Origin of the sequence: Flavobacterium sp., from assembly GCF_046296355.1 — a bacterium.
GTDB lineage: Bacteria > Bacteroidota > Bacteroidia > Flavobacteriales > Flavobacteriaceae > Flavobacterium.
Genome location: NZ_JBKBLM010000018.1, coordinates 11,327 through 30,444 on the forward strand (window position 1 = coordinate 11,327; position 19,118 = coordinate 30,444).

Below are 19,118 nucleotides of genomic sequence, written 5' to 3' on the forward strand. Positions count from 1 at the left end.
GGTTTGAATTATGGATTGATTGTTAAAGACAAGAAGTATTGTTGACCTATTAATCCAGGACCAATAAGCTGTCTGTATTCTGTACCTCCTAAGTTTGTTGCTCCGGCTTTGATTACTGATTTTAAACCTGGAAGACCGTAACTGATTTGCGCATCGATAACGGTTACTGCATCAATCATTCCATCGTCAAAAGTTGATTCCCAGTAGTACTCATCACTCCATCTTCCGCTGATGTTGAATCCGAAGTTTTTGAACAAATTGTCATTGCTGAAGGATGCTTTCACTCTGTGTTTAGGGGTATTAAATCCAGCCTCAAAACTTGGGTCTTTGGCTTGATCAAAATCAAACTCGGCATAGTTATAATTAGCAGATACTTCAAAGTTTCTTGGTAATTTTTTTGAAACTCCAACACCAAATCCTAATGATTTGATTTCGATATCTGTGTTGGTGTATAATTGGAAAGCTCTTGTGTTTCCTGTAGCTAATGCATCTATCGACTGAGCACCCGGATCTGTTGGCCCTAATAATGGATTTGGAGCATCTTGTGCTGTACCATATAATGGAGCTACAACCGTTAAGTTACCAATAAAGTCATTATAAATATTGTAGTATCCATTGATATCATACGTAAATCCTTTTACTTCAGCTCTATAACCTAATTCAAAAGCTTTCACTGTTTCAGGTTTTACTAAGTCAACATCTGTTCTTACCAATAAGGCAGAAGCAGCTATCGGATCGGTTGGAGCCAATGCAGCAAATGCTTGAGCTGATTGTGCTGTATAGGAATTATAATATGCATTATTTCCATCGATTGTTGTTGAAGTCCCACCAACCAATGCTTGTCCTAACGGAGAAGTAACCGGCAGTGTTTCAACATATCTTGTTAAGTTATCCGGTGCAGAACCTAATAAAATAGCATTACCAACGTTGAATCCAATGTATTGGTCTTGTGTGGTTGGGTTACGGAAACCGGTTTGGAACGAACCTCTGAAGATGTGATTTTTAGCTTCCCCTGCAGTGTATACTAAGGAAACTCTTGGTGAATAATTTCCGTCGAAGTTTTCCGCTTTGTCGTAACGAACAGAACCGGTAAATTTCAATCTATCATCCATTAATTTTTTCTGAACTTGAGTATAAACTCCGTATTCATCGTACTTAATTCCGCCAAATTGTGGGGTATCAGTATAAATTCTTCCGAAAGAGTTTAAGTCATATCTTCTGTAAGAACCACCGACTTGAATTTCGGCCACTTTAATTAAATCTCTAAAGTTGTAATTCGCATCTGAATGGTAAATTTTTGAATTGTCCACTAATTTAGACCCTGATAATACATCAGGATTAGCAATTACCTGGTTGAAGGCATTTTGGAATTCAGGCGTTCCTGGCAAAAATCTTCCGGTATCAGCTACATTTCTCGCTGCTGCGTGTGCTTGTGTAGGCGTTGCACCTAATAAAGTGGATTGCACATAAGCTCCGGCGTATTGACCGAACCATGTAGCATCTGGTTTCCAAGCTCTGTTTATGTTAAGCCCAGTGAAAAGCATATCATAAGAACTTCCGCCGTCTTCTGTTGTAAAGTAACCTCTAACAAAAAAGTTTTTACCGGTTAGTTCTAATTTGTGTTGTTGCATAGAGAACCCGTTCAAATAATAACGGTTTGCTCCTTGATAAACGGAATTTCCAAATCCGAATTTACTTTGCCAAATAACTTCCAGTTTTTCGTTACCGAAAGGTCTTAAATGCAAGGAAAAATCAATTTTCGCATTTCTGACTTGATTATCTGTTAAGTCTACCTCGTTGTATCCTGTTCTTGAAACATTTTCATTAGGAAGTATATTTAAAGCAGAAGCAGGAAGCAACCCTAAGCCAACCAATGATTGACCAACACTTTTAATATTGGTTGTCGCTTCATCTCCGTAAACATTTATACCATTATAGTTGTGGTGACTTCTATCTCTTCCCTCTACTGTTTTATCATCATAATCTGTCGCCCACCAATCTGTCCCATTCATGTAAGTGAAATTGGCTTTGGCTGCGAAATAGTCATTAAATTTATGTGCTGCTCTTATACCATAATCACGATAATCGTTAGAACCCGCTGCTTTTTGACTGGTTGCTCCATATTTTACATACGCAGAAATCCCTTGGTATTTGAAAGGACTTTTACTGTTCATGAATAAAATTCCGTTGAAGGCATTGGCACCATAAAGCGCCGATGAGGCACCCGGAAGTAATTCAACACTGGCCACATCTATATCTGAAACTCCGATAAGGTTACCCAAAACAAAGTTCAACAATGGTGAAGAGTTATCCATACCATCAACCAATTGCATGAAACGCGTATTGGCAACTGTTGCAAATCCGCGGGTGTTGATTGACTTAAACGACATACTACTGGTGTTCATTTGAACCTCTTTCAAATTTTCCAAACCATCATAAAAAGTTGGCGAAGCTGTCTTCTTAACGTCTCTGATGGTCATTCTCTCGATAGTTACCGGGGATTCTCTGACTTTCTCAGGTGTTCTTGAGGCAGATACTACAATCTCGTCTAATTGTGTTTCTTGCTCTGTTAATGAAACGCTTACATTTTGGTTGTTGGAAGTAACACTTACTGTTGACGAACCATAACCTACACTGGAAACTTCTAGGTCAAAAGGTGGTTTTTTTGTGGTTGTCAAACTGAAATTCCCATTGGCGTCAGTAATTGTACCGGCACTTTCTCCTGCCACTTTAACATTGGCTCCTGGAACTGGTTGGTTTTTACTGTCTTTTACCGAACCAGAAATTGAAGTTTGCGAATAAGTAATGCCGCAAAAAAACAATGAAAGGATAAATAAATAAATCTTCATTTGGTTTTATATTTTGTTGGTTTATGGAACCAAAGTACAAATATTTTTTTTACATTATCAAAAAAACACCTTTGTTTTTGGCAATAATTAATTATTCAGTTTGAATATTAACAATTCAACAATATATACCTTTTTTAAGCTTTTATTAACTTTTTGACAGTATTGGTAAAAAAAATACTATGCTTACATACAAAATGAAGATTTCATTAAATTAATCACAAATAATTAGCAAAAAAAAAGCGAGAATAAATCTCGCTTTTAAGTGTATTTTGTAGTAAAAAATTTATTCTACTGTTACCGATTTTGCCAAATTTCTGGGTTGGTCTACATTACATCCTCTTAATACGGCTATGTGATAAGATAATAATTGCAATGGTATTGTAGTAATCAACGGTGATAGTGCATCTGATGTTTCCGGAATTTCGATTACGTGGTCGGCTAATTCTTTTACTTGGGTATCGCCTTTGGTCACCACGGCAATAATTTTACCGCTTCTCGACTTGATTTCTTGAATATTACTCACCACTTTGTCATAATGTCCCTGTTTTGGCGCAATAACCACTACCGGCATTTGCTCATCAATTAGGGCAATCGGTCCGTGTTTCATTTCGGCAGCAGGATAACCTTCGGCGTGTATGTATGATATCTCTTTTAATTTTAAAGCACCTTCTAAAGCTACCGGGAAATTATAACCTCTTCCCAAGTAAAGACAATTTGGAGCATCTTTGAACTTGGCCGCAATTTCTTTGGCTTTGTCATTGGTTTCCAAAGCTTCTTTCACTTTTTCAGGAATAACTTCTAATTCTTGTAAATAACGGTGGAAATCAGAATTGGACAACGTTCCTTTGGCTTTAGCCAAACGAAGGGCAATCATGGTTAACACGGTAATTTGTGTAGTAAAAGCTTTCGTAGAAGCCACACCAATTTCTGGTCCGGCATGGGTATAAGCTCCGGCATGGGTTTCTCTGGAAATAGAAGAACCTACAACGTTACATACCCCAAAAACAAAAGCGCCTTTTTCTTTGGCCAACTTAATAGCGGCTAAAGTATCGGCAGTTTCTCCCGACTGGGAAATGGCAATCACTACATCTGACGAATTGATGATTGGATTTCTGTATCTGAACTCGGAAGCGTATTCAACCTCAACCGGGATTCTGGTAAATTCTTCGAAAATATATTCGGCTACTAAACCGGCGTGCCATGATGTCCCACAGGCTACGATTAATATTCTTTGGGCATGAAGGAATTTTTCAAGATTGTCTTCCACTCCGGCCATTTGGATAATGCCTTGGTTGGCCAACAATCTCCCACGGTAAGTATCTTTGATAACATTAGGTTGCTCATAGATTTCTTTGAGCATGAAATGGTCATAACCGCCTTTTTCAATTTGCTCCAAATTCATTTGAAGTTCTTGAATGTAGGGATCAACTAAAGTATCGTCTTTGATTTTTCTGATTTTAAGCGGCTTGTGTAATCTTACGATGGCCATTTCTTCATCTTCCAAATAAATAGCATTGGAAGTGTATTCGATAAACGGTGAAGCATCGGAAGCGATGAAAAATTCATCTTGTCCAACACCTATAGCTAACGGACTTCCTAATCTTGCAACCACTATTTCATCCGGTTTTTCTTTATCAAAAACGCAAATAGCATAAGCTCCAACGACTTGATTAAGGGCAACCTGAACGGCTTTACCTAATTTTAGGTTTTCTTTTTTCTTAACCTCTTCAATTAAATTGATTAAAACTTCAGTATCGGTATCAGAAGTGAAAGTGTAGCCTCTTTTGAGCAATTCCTTTTTCAAGGGCTCATAGTTTTCAATGATTCCGTTGTGGATAATAACTAAGTTTCCTGAATTGGATACATGCGGATGTGAATTGACATCATTGGGAACACCATGGGTTGCCCAACGCGTGTGCCCCATTCCGATAGTAGCTTTAGAAGACGCTAAATCTTTTGATTTTTCTTCAAGGTCAGAAACTTTTCCTTTGGTTTTGGCAATACTAATCTCTTTACCATCGCAAAGCATGATTCCGGCACTGTCGTAACCTCTGTACTCTAATCTTTTTAAACCTTTAATTACTATTGGATACGCTTCTCTGTAACCAATGTAGCCTACAATTCCACACATAACTTTACGTATTAATCAGGTTTGGTATAATAAATTTCAAGTTTTATTTTTTTGTCATCCGGAACTGCCGGATTGGTGCCGTATAGCACGGTTCCTAACGGACTCAACACCGACATGTTTGGTGCGCTATCAGTAGTACTGTTAGCCGTTCTCAATTTGGAAAAACCAACATTGTTAATGCTTTCCGTTACTGAAAGTCCGAGTCTCACATTCGTAGAATCGTTTGAAATCAAGTTTCTAACGTGATTGGTTAATCTGATTTTGTACTTGATTCCTCTGCCATTATCTACATCCTCCAATTCTAAAATGCCCCCGTGAACATATCTGTTGAATTTAGGATAAGTTGAATTAGTGCTAAAGTCGTATGTATAGTCGACTAAAATCCTATTGTTGTTCAAATCATATAAAAAAATACGAGTTGGTTCTATCGTTTTGGGGTCAGACATGGCGGTTCTGTCAACATAAAAAGTAAGATTGGCTTCGTTGATTAACCAACCATTAGCTTTAATCACTTCTACTTCATCGGCTATGCCATTATCATCCGCATCAGGACCAAAAATATCAATCACTGCGATTGACCCTTGACCACCTTTTAGATACAATTTTGATGCTTCGTCAGTATTGTTGGCCGTGGCCGATAAATAATCGGTGTTTTCGTTAGAATTGTTAAGCATACTAACCGTATTTCCTGTCAAGTTCATGACTAGTGTCTTAAACTCTCTTTCATAGGTTGGAATACCATTTGTGACGGTTTCCTTATCTTCATTATAATACACTGTTATTTTTCCACCTAAGAAATTAATCATCGCCATCTGTCCCGGATTTCCGTTTTCTACTTTGAAATATAACCCTCTGAAATAATTCTTAAACACATTGTTGTTGACCAATTGTCCACTTGGCGCATTTAAAAGTAAATTGGTAAATACGGATTTGTTCAAATGCAATCTCATTGACGGAGCTGTTCTGGTTTCAACTTCCTCGTCGTCATCATTTAACGCGACTGTTTTATGCTCTCTTTTATCAAAATAAAACTGGGTATTTTCATGCCCGTCAGCATTATCGCCACTAAGCGGGGCGTCATTCAATAAAAGGGGAATTTTGTGCGCATTGATTTCCGCATCTTTATCGGTATAAAAAAGCTGGGGTTCGGCAAAAGATTGATTGGGATCTAAATCTCTCAAGAAATAATTCGACTGGTAAATACTCAAACTGAATTTTGAATTCTCAGGTCCGTAAATAGAGTCTAACTCATAAACTTTAAGTCCTGCCTCATCTGTGCTTTTTAAAGTACTGAAATAAGGAATATCCAAAATGATACTGTCAATTTCTGTCGGATCAACATCATAATCTTCCGGGTCGACATTGTTGAAAGTCGGATTTTCACTGTCTAATTCCACTTGGGTTACAAAATTAGCTTGAGTGGTTCCAAAAGCCGGATTGGAATAAAAGCCCAATGGATTAATCGGTAAATTATTAGAAGATATTGGGCCTAATTTTTGGTTGTAAGCTTTGACACTAGCATCGGTGTATCTTTCAAAACCAAAATGGTCATCACCTACGATGTCTGTTCCTAATTCATTGAAATCTTTGTCACAAGCGGCAAATAAAGAAAGGGCAATAAGCCCGAATAAAATCTTTTGTACGTACGATTTTTTAAACATAAATCTTAATAATTATTTTTAGGGGAGCATTTCCTTATAGAAGTTGGTATAGGCTTCTGAAAATTTATCTTTCGAGGCGAAAGGTAAAAAAGGTTTTCCTGAAGATTCTATAAATTTTGTTAAACTTGACGACAGGTTTTCAGAGGCAATAATCACCGCATCTGAGTGTTGAATGGAAGACATGATAAGGTTTTCATAGTTAGGCAATTCCAATTCTTGAATGGCTTCATGAGGAATATTGTCAAACTTAATTTTGTTAATCATTTCCGCATTTAAAGTCCCTTCAAAAGATTGACTGTAAACCGAAGTCACAATTTTAGTGTCCGAAAACAAAGCTTCGTCTTTGTAATAATGCTTCATGTAAACAGGCAACAAACCGGCCATCCAACCGTGAACGTGAATGATATCGGGAACCCAATTTAATTTCTTAACGGTTTCCACAACGCCTTTGGCAAAGAAAATGGCTCTTTCGTCATTATCGGGATACATCACACCATCTTCATCGCTGAAGGTTGCTTTGCGTTTGAAATATTCATCATTATCAATAAAATAAACTTGAATTCTCTCTTTAGGTATAGAAGCCACTTTGATAATCAATGGCATATCCAAATCATTCACTACTAAATTCATTCCCGACAATCGGATAACCTCGTGTAATTGATGCCTTCTTTCGTTGATGTTCCCATATCTTGGCATAAAAATTCTTATTTGCCCGCCTTGATCATTAACCATTTTTGGAACGTCATACGACATTAAAGAAACCTCATTCTCAGCCAGATAAGGCACCACTTCAGATGATACATACAATATCCTCTTATCTTCCATAATCTATTTTACTTTATTTATTGGCAATAAAAAACAGGCAAAAGTACAAAAATTTATGCAGTTATTTATGAAAATAGTAAGTTTGCAACTCATTTACCGAAAGCCAATGCTCATTTTTAACACTCAAAATGAATTAGTTTCTTATTTAGCTACTGTTTCAAACGCCACAACTACCATTGGCTTTGTACCCACTATGGGTGCACTTCACCAAGGACATTTATCGCTTTTGTCTGATGCATTGAAGAACAATTCCATAGTGGTAATGAGTATTTTTGTCAATCCGACGCAGTTCAACAACCAGGAAGATTTAGCCAAATATCCGCGAACATTAGAAACCGATATTGAAAAAATAAAATCCGTTTCCGACAAAATTATCGTTTATGCACCCAGCGTAGAGGATATTTACAACGGCAATACGGTTTCCCAACATTTTGATTTTGACGGTTTGGAAAACCAAATGGAAGGCCAATTTCGTCCCGGTCATTTCAACGGCGTAGGAACGATTGTCAAAAGACTTTTTGAAATTGTAAAACCAACCCATGCCTACTTCGGAGAAAAAGATTTTCAGCAGTTGCAGATTGTCAAAAAAATGGTCGAAAAAGCAAAAATACCGGTCAAAGTAATAGGCTGCCCAATCTTCAGAGAACCTAACGGATTGGCCATGAGTTCGCGCAACGAAAGATTATCGGATACCGAAAAGAAAGAAGCCGCTATCATTTATAAAACCCTTTTACAAGCCAAGAAATTATTCCCCACAAAATCGGCCGCAGCAGTAAGTCATTGGGTTAAAAAGACATTCGACCAAAATTCAAATTTTACTTTGGAGTATTTCCAAATTGCCGACGAAGCCTCTTTGCTTCCTTGTATCAGAAAAAGCAAAAACAAAAAATACCGTGCGTTTATCGCCGTTTTTGTCAACAATATTCGATTGATTGACACTATTTCACTAAAATAATTTACCTTTGCCCCATGCAAATTCAAGTAGTAAAATCTAAAATTCATCGTGTAAAAGTAACCGGTGCCGATTTAAATTATATTGGCAGCATTACCATTGACGAAACCTTAATGGAAGCCGCAAACCTCATTGAAGGCGAAAAAGTTTTCATTGTAAATGTAAATAATGGAGAACGTTTTGAAACCTATGTGATCAAAGGCCTCAGAAACTCCGGAGAAATAACCCTCAATGGTCCGGCAGCCCGAAAAGTGCAAAAAGATGACATCATCATCATCATGTCGTATGCCACTATGGATTTTGAAAAAGCCAAAACATTCAAACCTTGGATGGTTTTTCCAAATGAAAAAGATAACTCCCTGACCTAAGCACTTGAAAAAGCAAATTAGCAAATGGCTGACTATTCTCATTCCTCTTTTTATTGGAATAGGCATCATTTACTACCAATACACCACACTAAAACCGGATGAAATTGACAAAATAAAGAGAAGCTTTCAAAAGGCCAATTACTCTTTTATTGTTTTGTCACTTATGATTGCCTGTGTAGGCTATTGGTCAAGAGCCTATCGCTGGAAATTTGCCCTCAATCATTTGGGATACCAAACCAAATTCCACAACAATTTTTTTACCGTTTGCGTTTCCTATTTGGTCAATTTGACCGTGCCGCGTTCGGGTGAAATTTCTCGTGCTGCCTTGCTGAAAAAATATGAAAATGTCCCTTTTGACAAAGCTTTCGGAACTATCGTTGCTGAAAGAATTGTCGATTTACTTATTTTTTTACTCTTTGTTTTAATTGGATTCATCTCTCAGTTTGACGCCATTTATCAGTTCTTATTGAGTAAAAATGTTTCTTTACAATACTTAATTTATTACGGCATTGCAGCTGTTGCCATGGGCGTGATTTTTTTGCTCATTTGGATTTATGCCGAATGGCCGATCATCTTAAAACTCAAGGAAAAATTGTCAGGGCTAATTGAAGGCATGACGACCGTTTTGAAAATGAAAGACAAATGGAAATACATTTTCCACTCTTTTTTCATCTGGATTTCTTACCTCAGCATGTTTTATGTGGCCATTTTTGCCTTACCCGAAACAGCAGAAATAAGCTTTGATATCATCATCATGGGCTTTATTTTTGGTAGCTTAGCCGTAGGGTTTTCTAACGGTGGATTGGGCGCTTATCCTTTTTCAATCGCTTTGATATTCTCACTTTACGGTATTTCAAATGATATTGGCATTGCCTTTGGTTGGCTGGTTTGGACTTCTCAAACAATCCTGGCTATTCTTCTCGGATTGATTTCCTATGTTTTGCTTCCGGTGTTCAATAGAAATAAATAATTTACTATCTTGCTAATCATTTTAGCAACGACTCTATTTAACCAAAAAACATTTTCCATGAAACAATTGTTTTTACTATTGCTGTTTGTTTGTTCGGGTAATTTATTGGCCCAAAGAACCATCACAGACACTATAACTTCTCAAAAACTCAACGAAGACCGCGAAATCAAAATCGGACTTCCGCCATCTTACGATAAAAACAAAGCCCAAAAATATCCTTTACTAATCCTTTTTGACGGTGATTTTCTTTTTGATGCTTTTCAAGGCGCTTTGAGTTACGGTTACTATTGGGATGATTTACCCGAAGTGATTGTGGTAGCCATTAGTCAAAACAAAAACAACGAACGCGAAACCGATTGTACCTTCGATGAAACTACCGGTTTGCCTTCGGAAAAAGGAGCCGATTTCTTCGAATTTGTGGGGATGGAATTGATTCCGAGTATCCAAAAAAACTTTCGTGTCGCACCATTCAGAATGGTGGCCGGATTAGACACCACCGCAGCCTTTTTGAACTGCTATCTGTACAAAGATCAACCCATATTCAATGCTTACATTTCCATGAGCCCTGAACTCCCGGAAGGAATGGAAGAACAAATTCCGGAGAGATTAGCAGCGATGCAACAAACTACTTTCTACTACCATTGTACTGCCGAAGGTGATATGAAAAAAATGAAAACCCGTATTCAAGCCTTAGACGCTGCGGTAAAAAATGTAAAAAATCCTAAACTCAACTATCTTTATGAAGAGTTCAAAGGTGCTTCACATTATTCGTTAGTGTTACATGCTATTCCGAGTGCTTTGTACCAAATTTTCTCAGTTTATCAACCAATTTCAACGGTAGAGTTCCAAGAAAAAATCGCTGTATTGCCTTCGGGTTATGTCAAATATTTAGTCGATAAATATGCGGTACTTGAAAACTCTTTAGGATTAAAACTGCAAATCAGAATCAATGATTTCAAAGCCATTGAAGCCGCTATTTTGAAAAACAAAGCTTACGTAGAATTCGATGAATTGTCTCAATTAGCGCGAAAAAATTACCCGAAATCCATGCTGGCAGATTACCATTTGGGACAGATGTATGAAAAAACAGGCGACACCAAAAGAGCCATCAAGAGTTACCAAACCGCTTTCCAAAAAGACGAAATTGGTGATTTGACCAAAGACATGATGCTCGAAAGAGCCGATGCCTTAAAAGGAGAACTCAAAAACAAAAAAGAGGAAGTGATTGAAGAAACACCGCCAACTGAGGAAGTTCCAACAGATACACCGCCATCAGAAACACCTGCCGAAGAAAAAAAACCAGAATAAATATACCCTAAATGTCGAAACTCAAAACTACTTTTTTTTGTCAAAATTGTGGTACCCAATATGCCAAATGGCAAGGCCAATGCAATGCCTGTAAAGAATGGAACACCATAGCCGAAGAGATTATTCAAAAGGAAGAAAAGTCGAGTTGGAAACCTGATACGTCTGATTCCAAAAGAGTTTCAAAACCACTTCGCATCAAAGAAATCGATTCGACGCAAGAAGTGCGAATGGACACCACTGACGGCGAATTAAACCGCGTACTCGGTGGCGGTATCGTGCCCGGTTCGTTAATCTTATTGGGTGGCGAACCAGGAATCGGAAAGAGTACGTTGCTGTTACAGATTTCTTTAAAATTACCTTATAAAACCTTATACGTTTCGGGCGAAGAAAGTCAGAAGCAAATTAAAATGCGAGCGGAAAGAATCAATCCGAACAGCGACAATTGCTACATCTTAACCGAAACCAAAACCCAAAATATCTTCCGCCACATCGTAGAAACCGAACCCGATATTGTCATCATCGATTCGATTCAAACCTTGCATACGGATTATATTGAATCCACTGCCGGAAGTATTTCTCAAATCAGAGAAACGACTGCTGAACTGATTAAATTCGCCAAAGAAACCAATATTCCGGTGATTCTTATTGGTCATATTACCAAAGACGGCAACATCGCCGGACCCAAGATTTTAGAACACATGGTCGATACCGTTTTGCAATTTGAAGGCGACAGAAATCACGTCTACAGAATCCTGCGTTCGCTCAAAAACCGTTTTGGTTCTACTGCCGAATTAGGCATCTACGAAATGCAAGGTTCAGGTTTAAGAGAAGTGTCCAATCCTTCCGAAATATTAATCTCACATCGAGAAGAAGAATTGTCAGGGACCGCCATTGCTTCCACTTTAGAAGGCATGCGACCGTTGATGATAGAAATTCAGGCCCTAGTTTCAACAGCCGTTTATGGCACACCTCAACGAAGCACAACCGGTTACAATGCCAAAAGATTAAATATGATTTTAGCGGTTTTAGAAAAACGCGCCGGTTTCCGTTTGGGCACCAAAGACGTTTTCCTAAACGTTACAGGTGGCATTTCCGTGGATGATCCGGCGATTGATTTAGCGGTTGTAGCGGCTATTTTGTCTTCCAACGAAGATATCGCTGTGGGCAAAGATGTCTGTTTTGCAGGCGAAGTGGGTTTGTCAGGTGAAATCCGTCCGGTGAATCGCGTAGAACAACGCATTCAAGAAGCCGAAAAATTAGGTTTTGCGACTATCTTTGTATCTAAATACAATAAAATTGCAACTAAATTTCCGGGTATAAAAGTAGTTTTAGTCTCTAAAATTGAAGAAGTGGTTGAGCAGTTGTTTGGGTAAATAATTTAAAGATTATTTTATGAAAATAAAAAGCCTATTGCTATTGAGTTGCTTGTTTTTTTCCTGCAACAGCAAAAATGTATTCTCTGAGACCAAAGACGATTTTACCGCAAATCAATGGCCCAAAAAAGAAGTCCAAATGTTTACTTTTTTGATTGATGACGAAAGCAAAAACTACGACTTTTCTATAAAAATAAGCCATATATACAACTATCAATTTGAAAGTGTTCCGATAGAAGTAGGCATCACTAATCCGAAAGGCAAAACAGAAATTCTATTCTTTGACTTGCTTATAAAAGATGACAAAGGAAAAGACAAAGGCGATTGTTTGGGCGATTTATGTGATTTAAAACAAACGTTCAAAAAAAATGTTAAGCTGTCAAAAGGAACTTATACGGTACATATTTCCCATCGATTTAACTATGATTATTTACCCAATATCATATGCTTGGGTTTAAACGTTGACAAAACAGAATAATGAAAAACAAAAAACAAAAAGCATTCCTAGTCCTCAAAATAGGCGGTATTGTTGTACTGCTTGGGATAGTGTTGCTTTTTGCTTTTCGAAATACCATTTTAGAGAAAGTCATTCACCGCATTGATGCCAAAATGGAGCGCGATTACCAATGTGATTTTACCATTGCCAAAGCCGAATTTCAGGGCTTAACGAGTCTTGAATTCCAACAAATTACTTTAGTGCCAAAAAACGCAGATACTTTGGTTCGTATTGACGAATTGAAAACCAAGGTGAGTTTTTGGAAATTATTCATGGGTGATATTCAATTGGGAAAACTCGAAATCAACAAAGGTTATATCCAATTGGTAAAAACCAAAACCGGCAGCAACTTCGATGCTTTTCTTCGTTCTAAAAAAGAGAAAACGGACAATTCAGAAGTCAATTATGCCAAACTTTTAAACCGAATTTCCTCCAATTTAATGGATTTGGTACCAACCGATATGCACGTCAAAGGCTTTGCTTTTAAGATTAATGATAAGGGCAACAAAGTGGTTTTCGATTTTACCCAATTGGCTTTGGCCGATAAAAAACTCAACACTTTAATTGATGTCACCGCGAATGGTTTTTCCCAACAATGGGCCATCAACGGTTTTGCCGATCCAAGAGACCGAAAAGCCGATTTGGAATTCTTCAACCCAAAAAGCGACACCATACGCCTTCCTTATTTGGACCAAAAATTCAACCTGAAAGCGGGTTTTAAATCGATTCATTTCAACTTAGACAATCTTTCGATGGACAGTGGCAATTTGCATATTGACGGTTATTCATCTATACAGAATTTAATGGTCAATCATCCCAAAATTGCGAGCAAAGATGTGGTTGTTAAAAACGCCCGATTTGATTACCGTTGGATTGTCGGCCCGAGATTTATGGCATTAGACAGTACGTCAACCGTGCAATTGAATAATATCAAATGTCATCCGTATGTTTCATACACCAATGAAAACGATAAAATTTATGCCCTCAAATTGACCATTCCTAAAATGAAAGCCAACGATTTCATTACCTCGTTACCAACCGGTTTATTCCACCATTTTGAAGGCATGGAAGCACAAGGCAATTTTAGTTATGCCCTTAATTTTGAATACAATGACCACAAACCAAACGACATCATATTTGACAGCAAACTAAAACCCGAAGGTTTAAAAATCACCAAATATGGGGAAGCCGATTTAAACAAAATCAACAGTGAATTCACCTATCGTGCGATTGACAATGGTGTAGAGCAAAGACCTATCATTGTTGGGAATTCAAACTATAACTACACACCGCTTTCCGCCATTTCGCCTTACTTAAGAAAATGTGTGTTAACCAGTGAAGATCCGTCGTTTTTTGAACATCGTGGGTTTATCAACTCTGCTTTCAAACAGTCAATTGTCAAAAACATCAAAACCAAAAAATTCACCCGTGGTGCCAGTACGATTAGTATGCAATTGGTCAAAAATGTATTCTTAACCCGTGAAAAAACCTTATCCCGAAAACTGGAAGAAATCCTATTGGTTTACATTCTAGAAAACAACCGAATCAGCTCCAAAGAACGCATGCTCGAAGTGTATTTCAACATTATAGAATGGGGACCAAATGTATATGGTATTGGCGAAGCATCGCGGTTTTACTTCAATAAAATACCTCAGGATTTAAATGTAAATCAGTGCTTGTTTTTGGCCGGTATCATTCCGAAACCTAAAGGCTTTATGTCTCGTTTGGAGAATAGTGAAAAATTCAAACCCTTTGCCCAACAACACAACGATTTCTTAATGCGATTGATGTTTCAAAGAAACCTCATTACCGTTAGCGACACGATTGGCAACTTTGCTTTGGATATAACCGGACCGGCGAAAATGTACCTTAAACAAAAGCCGACTACTATTGATCAAGATAGTTTAAGTGTTGACGATTTTAATTTTTAAAAGCACTATTTAAACTATCAAGATTGCGTTTTTTCATAACCCTTTGATTGTAATGGTTTTATTTTTAACTTTACCAAAAACCTATTAGCTATGAAAAAAATTCTACCTTTCGTTTTTGGTCTTTTGACTATGACTTCTTTTGCCCAAACCATCGGATTGCAAAGTTTTGCTACCGGTTTTTCTTCTCCGGTTGAAATTACTCATCCGGCCAATGATGCCCGACTATTTGTAGTACAACAAGCCGGTTTAATCCGAGTTTTGAATGCTAACGGAACGGTGAATACCACTCCTTTTATAAATTTGAGCACCGTTATTCTTTCCGGTGGTGAAAGAGGTTTGCTAGGCTTGGCTTTTCATCCTAATTATGCTACCAATGGTTATTTCTATGTCAACTATACTCGTGCCGGTGATGGCGCTACCGTAATTGCCCGTTATACGGTTTCCTCAGACCCTAATGTAGCGGATGTTGCGAGCGGAACGGTTTTACTTACTGTAGCACAACCTTACAGCAATCACAATGGCGGTACTATTAAATTTGGCCCCGACGGTTATTTATACATCGGAATGGGCGATGGCGGCAGTGGCGGCGATCCCGGAAACAGAGCACAAAACATCAATGAGAATTTAGGTAAAATGTTGCGCCTCGATGTAGATTCAGCTTCGCCTTATGGCATTCCTCCTACAAATCCTTATCTAGGTATTGCCGGTAATGATGAAATTTGGGCCATTGGTTTAAGAAACCCATGGAAATTCTCTTTTAACAGACTGAATGGCGATTTATGGATTGCCGATGTAGGTCAGAATGCTCTTGAAGAAATCAATAAAGTTAGCGCTCCGATTCCCAACACCGGTTTAAATTTTGGATGGCGTTGTTACGAAGCAAATGCAACTTACAATAATTCGGGCTGTCCTGCTTATAGTGCAACTTATGCTCCAATTACATTTTACGCTCACGGTTCACCCATTCGTTGTTCTATTACCGGAGGTTATCTTTACACCGGAACTACTTATCCTAATTTTGCAGACAAATACTTATTTGCCGATTACTGTTCCGGAGAAATTGGCTGGGTAAATCCAGACGGAAGTATCACTTGGAACTACGATGGAGCTAATTACTCGACCACGACTTTCGGAGAAGACAAAGACGGAGAATTGTATGTAGCCGTTGGTGGCACAATTTATAAAATCATAGATACTTCATTGAGCACGGATAATTTTGCTCAAAATAACATTCGATTATACCCCAATCCGGCTAAAACGGAATTGTTTCTGAAAAATGAAAATACCATCAGATTAAAATCAGTGAAAATTATCGATTTATCAGGCAAAATTATTCTAAGCCAAGACCTTAATGACAGCGAAATCAATGCCATAAACATATCCGGTATTGCCAAAGGTATGTTTTTGGTGGAAGTAAAAAATCAATCCGGAAATTCATTCCAATCTAAATTGGTCGTGGAATAACTTTGCGAATAAAAATCCTTTTAGCCATTTATTATTAAGGCGCAGGATCAGGAAATACTGCTTGAATTTTGTTGATATCGGCAATGGCATCTGAAGACAATTGCACTTCAAAAGCCGCAATGTTCTCCTTAAGTTGTTCCATCGTAGTAGCTCCAATAATGGTTGACATCACAAAACCTTGTTGGTTTACAAAAGCCAACGCCATTTGGGTTAACGTCAATCCGTTGGCTTGTGCCAATTCGTGATACAACTTTGTCGCCTTGTGACAATTCTCATTAGAATATCGAGTGAATTGTGGAAACAATCCTAATCTTGAAGTCGGTTGTGTACCATTCAAATGTTTACCGGTTAAGAAACTAAAGGCCAAAGGAGAATAAGCCATCAAACCCACATTTTCGCGCAAACAAATCTCGGACAAACCTACTTCAAACAAGCGATTCAATAAAGAATACGGATTTTGAATGGTAGCAATTCTTGGTAAATTGTGTTTTTCGCTTTCATTTAAAAACTTCATCACACCATAAGGATTCTCATTCGAAACGCCAATGTGCTTGATTTTCCCCTCTTTGATTAAACCGTCATAAACGCTCAATACTTCAAAAAAATTGTCTTGCCATTGGTTGTCAATTTTAGAAACACCACGTTGCCCAAACATGTTCATCACGCGTTCCGGCCAATGCATTTGGTACAAATCGATGTAATCTGTTTGCAGGTTTTTCAAACTCAATTCAACCGCTTCATGTATATTTTGCTTTGAGAAATTTAATGGTTGGCGAATGTATTCCATCCCGCGATTGGGTCCGGCTATTTTAGTAGCAATAACCAAATCATCTCGCTTTCCGGTTTTCTTTAGCCAAGTACCAATGTATTTTTCAGTCAGCCCTAGAGTCGCTTGACGTGCCGCAATCGGATACATTTCGGCGGTATCAATAAAATTAAGCCCTTTTTCAACGGCGTAATCTAATTGAGCATGCGCATCGCTTTCGGTGTTTTGTTCGCCAAAAGTCATGGTGCCCAAACAGACTTTGCTGACTTTAATATCTGTATTCGGTAAAGTAGTGTAGTTCATTGGTATTGCATTTTCGCTGCGCAAAAGTAAAATATTGTAACCGTTAATTTCAACCGATTAACACATTTTTTGGAATCGTTTGAAACAAAAAAGGTTCTAAGCAAAAAACTCAGAACCTTAGTCTCTTAGCACCTTAGCGCCTATTTCTTAAAACTCGTTCAACATTTTGGAAATCTCATCCAATTTCGGAGTCAAAATAATTTCAATTCTTCTGTTTTTGGCTTTGCCTTCCGGAGAATCATTGCTCATAATTGGCGCATATTCTCCACGACCGGCAGCGGTTAAATTCTTCTTTTGAATACCGCCATTTTCGCCTAAAATATTCACAATCGCCGTAGCTCTTTTAGTCGATAAATCCCAGTTGCTTTCGATGCCGCCGCCAATGCTTCCAAGGATTTTATCATTATCGGTATGACCTTCAATCAACACGGTAATGTCAGGATTTTGGGCCAATACTTTACCCACTTCCACCACAGCTTTTCTTCCTTCTGAACCTACGGCCCAACTTCCGGTTTGGAACAACAATTTATTTTCCATTGAAACATATACTTTCCCGTTTTTCATTTCTACTGTCAAACCTTTTCCTTCAAAGGCGTTCAGTGCTTTTGACAAAGTGTCTTTTAATTTTTTCATAGCAGCATCTTTCGCCGCAATCATGCTTTCCAATTCGTTCAAACGTTGCGTGCTTGAAGCCAATTCGTCTCTCAATTTGTTCAAACGGTCTTGCTCGGCTGCCAAGGCTTTTTCTTTGGCTTCCAGTTGCGCCAACAACTCGCGGTTTTTATTCATGTTGGTTTCCAAAGCATCATTGCTGTTTTTCTCTAACGCAGCATACGATTCTTGTAAAGCCTTTAAGTTATTTGTCGTAGCAGTACAATCCGCTTGCAATTTGTCTCTATCGGCTTTGAGTTTGGACAATTCTGTCATCAAGGACTTGTTGACCGAATCAAACTCGGCATTGGCCTTATGCAATTCATCCACTTCATCCGACAACGAACGATTCTCTTTTTTTAAATCGGTGTATTTGTTCTCTAAATCATTGTAGATTTTTTTTGACACACAAGAGGACAGTAAAGTCAATACTACTACTCCTAAAATTATTCTTTTTATCATAAGTTATTTTATTTATTTTAATTGTACATATCGGGAGTAACTACATATTCCGTAACGTGTTCTCCATTTTTATCTGAGTAATTATACTTGATGGTAACTTGTTTATATCGTAATGATTTGCCCTCCGGATTCTCCTTTATGTTTTTCAAAAGATTGGGGAAAACATATTTTTTTATCGTATCTAAATTGATTTCTGCTTTTGTGATATCATTCAATTTGTATTTGTACTGAAGGGTTTTGTTAGGCAATGCCTTAACATTTACCAACACCGTTATTTCATCAACCTGAAAAGGACAACCTCTGTTCATGTTCTCTGCTATTTGGGCAAGTTCTGCATCAACTGGCGAATTTAGTGCATCAACTGGCGAATTTAGTGCATCAACTGACGGATTTAGTAAAGTGTATATTCCAAAAAAGGCAGCCCAAAAACATGCTACAAAAATTACTAATAGGATGGGATGTATCTTTTTCTTTGGTTTATAACCAAATACTACCGCTGCTGTTTTTTCCAATTCCTTAACCGGTAACAAATGCCCACAATCCAAACAATATTTTGTCTCATGATTATGCGCTGTTTGACAATTTGAACAAATAGTTTCCATGCTTAG

At 37.9% G+C, this 19,118-nt stretch carries 15 protein-coding genes; 8 read left to right on the top strand and 7 right to left on the bottom strand.

All coding sequences use genetic code 11. The annotated features are described in order from the left end of the window. Window positions 1-8 precede the first annotated feature (8 nt). From ACK4HO_RS08460 to ACK4HO_RS08475, 4 genes are all read right to left on the bottom strand, one after another. Window positions 9-2,849: a TonB-dependent receptor domain-containing protein gene (locus ACK4HO_RS08460; RefSeq protein ID WP_409664853.1), complete on the bottom strand. Its 2,841-nt coding sequence runs from the start codon at window positions 2,847-2,849 to the stop codon at window positions 9-11. Window positions 2,850-3,132: 283 nt separating this feature from the next. Then, window positions 3,133-4,980, bottom strand: a complete 1,848-nt coding sequence (gene glmS / locus ACK4HO_RS08465) for a glutamine--fructose-6-phosphate transaminase (isomerizing) (RefSeq protein ID WP_409664855.1) — start codon at window positions 4,978-4,980, stop codon at window positions 3,133-3,135. 11 nt (window positions 4,981-4,991) lie between these two features. After that, window positions 4,992-6,641 (bottom strand): DUF4270 domain-containing protein, encoded by a 1,650-nt coding sequence (locus tag ACK4HO_RS08470; RefSeq protein ID WP_409664856.1) that lies wholly within the window; start codon window positions 6,639-6,641, stop codon window positions 4,992-4,994. A gap of 18 nt (window positions 6,642-6,659) precedes the next feature. Then, window positions 6,660-7,466, bottom strand: coding sequence for a glycogen/starch synthase (locus ACK4HO_RS08475; RefSeq protein WP_409664857.1), 807 nt, complete (start codon window positions 7,464-7,466; stop codon window positions 6,660-6,662). Between the two features lie 106 nt (window positions 7,467-7,572). Between ACK4HO_RS08475 and panC the strand changes: the two genes are divergently transcribed. The 8 genes from panC to ACK4HO_RS08515 all read left to right on the top strand — a co-directional run bounded on the left by panC (window position 7,573) and on the right by ACK4HO_RS08515 (window position 16,328). Beyond that, window positions 7,573-8,421: a pantoate--beta-alanine ligase gene (gene panC, locus ACK4HO_RS08480; RefSeq protein ID WP_409664923.1), complete on the top strand. Its 849-nt coding sequence runs from the start codon at window positions 7,573-7,575 to the stop codon at window positions 8,419-8,421. Window positions 8,422-8,435: 14 nt separating this feature from the next. Continuing rightward, entirely contained in the window at window positions 8,436-8,786 is a 351-nt protein-coding gene (panD, locus tag ACK4HO_RS08485) for an aspartate 1-decarboxylase (protein ID WP_409664859.1), read from the top strand. A 4-nt stretch (window positions 8,787-8,790) separates the two neighbouring features. Continuing rightward, entirely contained in the window at window positions 8,791-9,756 is a 966-nt protein-coding gene (locus tag ACK4HO_RS08490; RefSeq protein WP_409664861.1) for a YbhN family protein, read from the top strand. Between the two features lie 57 nt (window positions 9,757-9,813). Then, complete coding sequence (locus ACK4HO_RS08495) at window positions 9,814-11,064, top strand: alpha/beta hydrolase-fold protein (RefSeq protein WP_409664863.1); 1,251 nt, start codon at window positions 9,814-9,816, stop codon at window positions 11,062-11,064. Window positions 11,065-11,075: 11 nt separating this feature from the next. Beyond that, window positions 11,076-12,437 carry a DNA repair protein RadA gene (gene radA / locus ACK4HO_RS08500; protein ID WP_409664865.1) on the top strand — a complete coding sequence of 454 codons (1,362 nt, stop codon included), beginning with the start codon at window positions 11,076-11,078 and terminating at the stop codon, window positions 12,435-12,437. 19 nt (window positions 12,438-12,456) lie between these two features. Beyond that, window positions 12,457-12,915 (top strand): hypothetical protein, encoded by a 459-nt coding sequence (locus ACK4HO_RS08505; protein ID WP_409664866.1) that lies wholly within the window; start codon window positions 12,457-12,459, stop codon window positions 12,913-12,915. After that, entirely contained in the window at window positions 12,915-14,864 is a 1,950-nt protein-coding gene (locus tag ACK4HO_RS08510; RefSeq protein ID WP_409664868.1) for a transglycosylase domain-containing protein, read from the top strand. The genes ACK4HO_RS08505 and ACK4HO_RS08510 overlap by 1 nt, the downstream gene beginning before the upstream one ends. A 90-nt stretch (window positions 14,865-14,954) precedes the next feature. Continuing rightward, window positions 14,955-16,328 (top strand): PQQ-dependent sugar dehydrogenase, encoded by a 1,374-nt coding sequence (locus ACK4HO_RS08515; RefSeq protein WP_409664870.1) that lies wholly within the window; start codon window positions 14,955-14,957, stop codon window positions 16,326-16,328. Window positions 16,329-16,362: 34 nt separating this feature from the next. Here the strand turns inward: ACK4HO_RS08515 and ACK4HO_RS08520 are convergent, their stop codons facing one another. The 3 genes from ACK4HO_RS08520 to ACK4HO_RS08530 all read right to left on the bottom strand — a co-directional run bounded on the left by ACK4HO_RS08520 (window position 16,363) and on the right by ACK4HO_RS08530 (window position 19,112). Next, on the bottom strand, window positions 16,363-17,397 hold the full coding sequence (locus tag ACK4HO_RS08520) for an NADP(H)-dependent aldo-keto reductase (protein ID WP_409664871.1): 1,035 nt from the start codon (window positions 17,395-17,397) through the stop codon (window positions 16,363-16,365). A 147-nt stretch (window positions 17,398-17,544) separates the two neighbouring features. Continuing rightward, window positions 17,545-18,510, bottom strand: coding sequence for an OmpA family protein (locus tag ACK4HO_RS08525; protein ID WP_409664873.1), 966 nt, complete (start codon window positions 18,508-18,510; stop codon window positions 17,545-17,547). Between the two features lie 17 nt (window positions 18,511-18,527). After that, entirely contained in the window at window positions 18,528-19,112 is a 585-nt protein-coding gene (locus ACK4HO_RS08530; protein ID WP_409664875.1) for a hypothetical protein, read from the bottom strand. Between the last annotated feature and the right edge of the window lie 6 nt (window positions 19,113-19,118).

Coding starts and splice junctions, on each gene's coding strand:
- ACK4HO_RS08460 (WP_409664853.1), bottom strand. CDS start 2,849: ATGAAGATTTATTTATTTATCCTTTCATTGTTTTTTTGCGGCATTACT.
- glmS (WP_409664855.1), bottom strand. CDS start 4,980: ATGTGTGGAATTGTAGGCTACATTGGTTACAGAGAAGCGTATCCAATA.
- ACK4HO_RS08470 (WP_409664856.1), bottom strand. CDS start 6,641: ATGTTTAAAAAATCGTACGTACAAAAGATTTTATTCGGGCTTATTGCC.
- ACK4HO_RS08475 (WP_409664857.1), bottom strand. CDS start 7,466: ATGGAAGATAAGAGGATATTGTATGTATCATCTGAAGTGGTGCCTTAT.
- panC (WP_409664923.1), top strand. CDS start 7,573: ATGCTCATTTTTAACACTCAAAATGAATTAGTTTCTTATTTAGCTACT.
- panD (WP_409664859.1), top strand. CDS start 8,436: ATGCAAATTCAAGTAGTAAAATCTAAAATTCATCGTGTAAAAGTAACC.
- ACK4HO_RS08495 (WP_409664863.1), top strand. CDS start 9,814: ATGAAACAATTGTTTTTACTATTGCTGTTTGTTTGTTCGGGTAATTTA.
- radA (WP_409664865.1), top strand. CDS start 11,076: ATGTCGAAACTCAAAACTACTTTTTTTTGTCAAAATTGTGGTACCCAA.
- ACK4HO_RS08505 (WP_409664866.1), top strand. CDS start 12,457: ATGAAAATAAAAAGCCTATTGCTATTGAGTTGCTTGTTTTTTTCCTGC.
- ACK4HO_RS08510 (WP_409664868.1), top strand. CDS start 12,915: ATGAAAAACAAAAAACAAAAAGCATTCCTAGTCCTCAAAATAGGCGGT.
- ACK4HO_RS08515 (WP_409664870.1), top strand. CDS start 14,955: ATGAAAAAAATTCTACCTTTCGTTTTTGGTCTTTTGACTATGACTTCT.
- ACK4HO_RS08520 (WP_409664871.1), bottom strand. CDS start 17,397: ATGAACTACACTACTTTACCGAATACAGATATTAAAGTCAGCAAAGTC.
- ACK4HO_RS08525 (WP_409664873.1), bottom strand. CDS start 18,510: ATGATAAAAAGAATAATTTTAGGAGTAGTAGTATTGACTTTACTGTCC.
- ACK4HO_RS08530 (WP_409664875.1), bottom strand. CDS start 19,112: ATGGAAACTATTTGTTCAAATTGTCAAACAGCGCATAATCATGAGACA.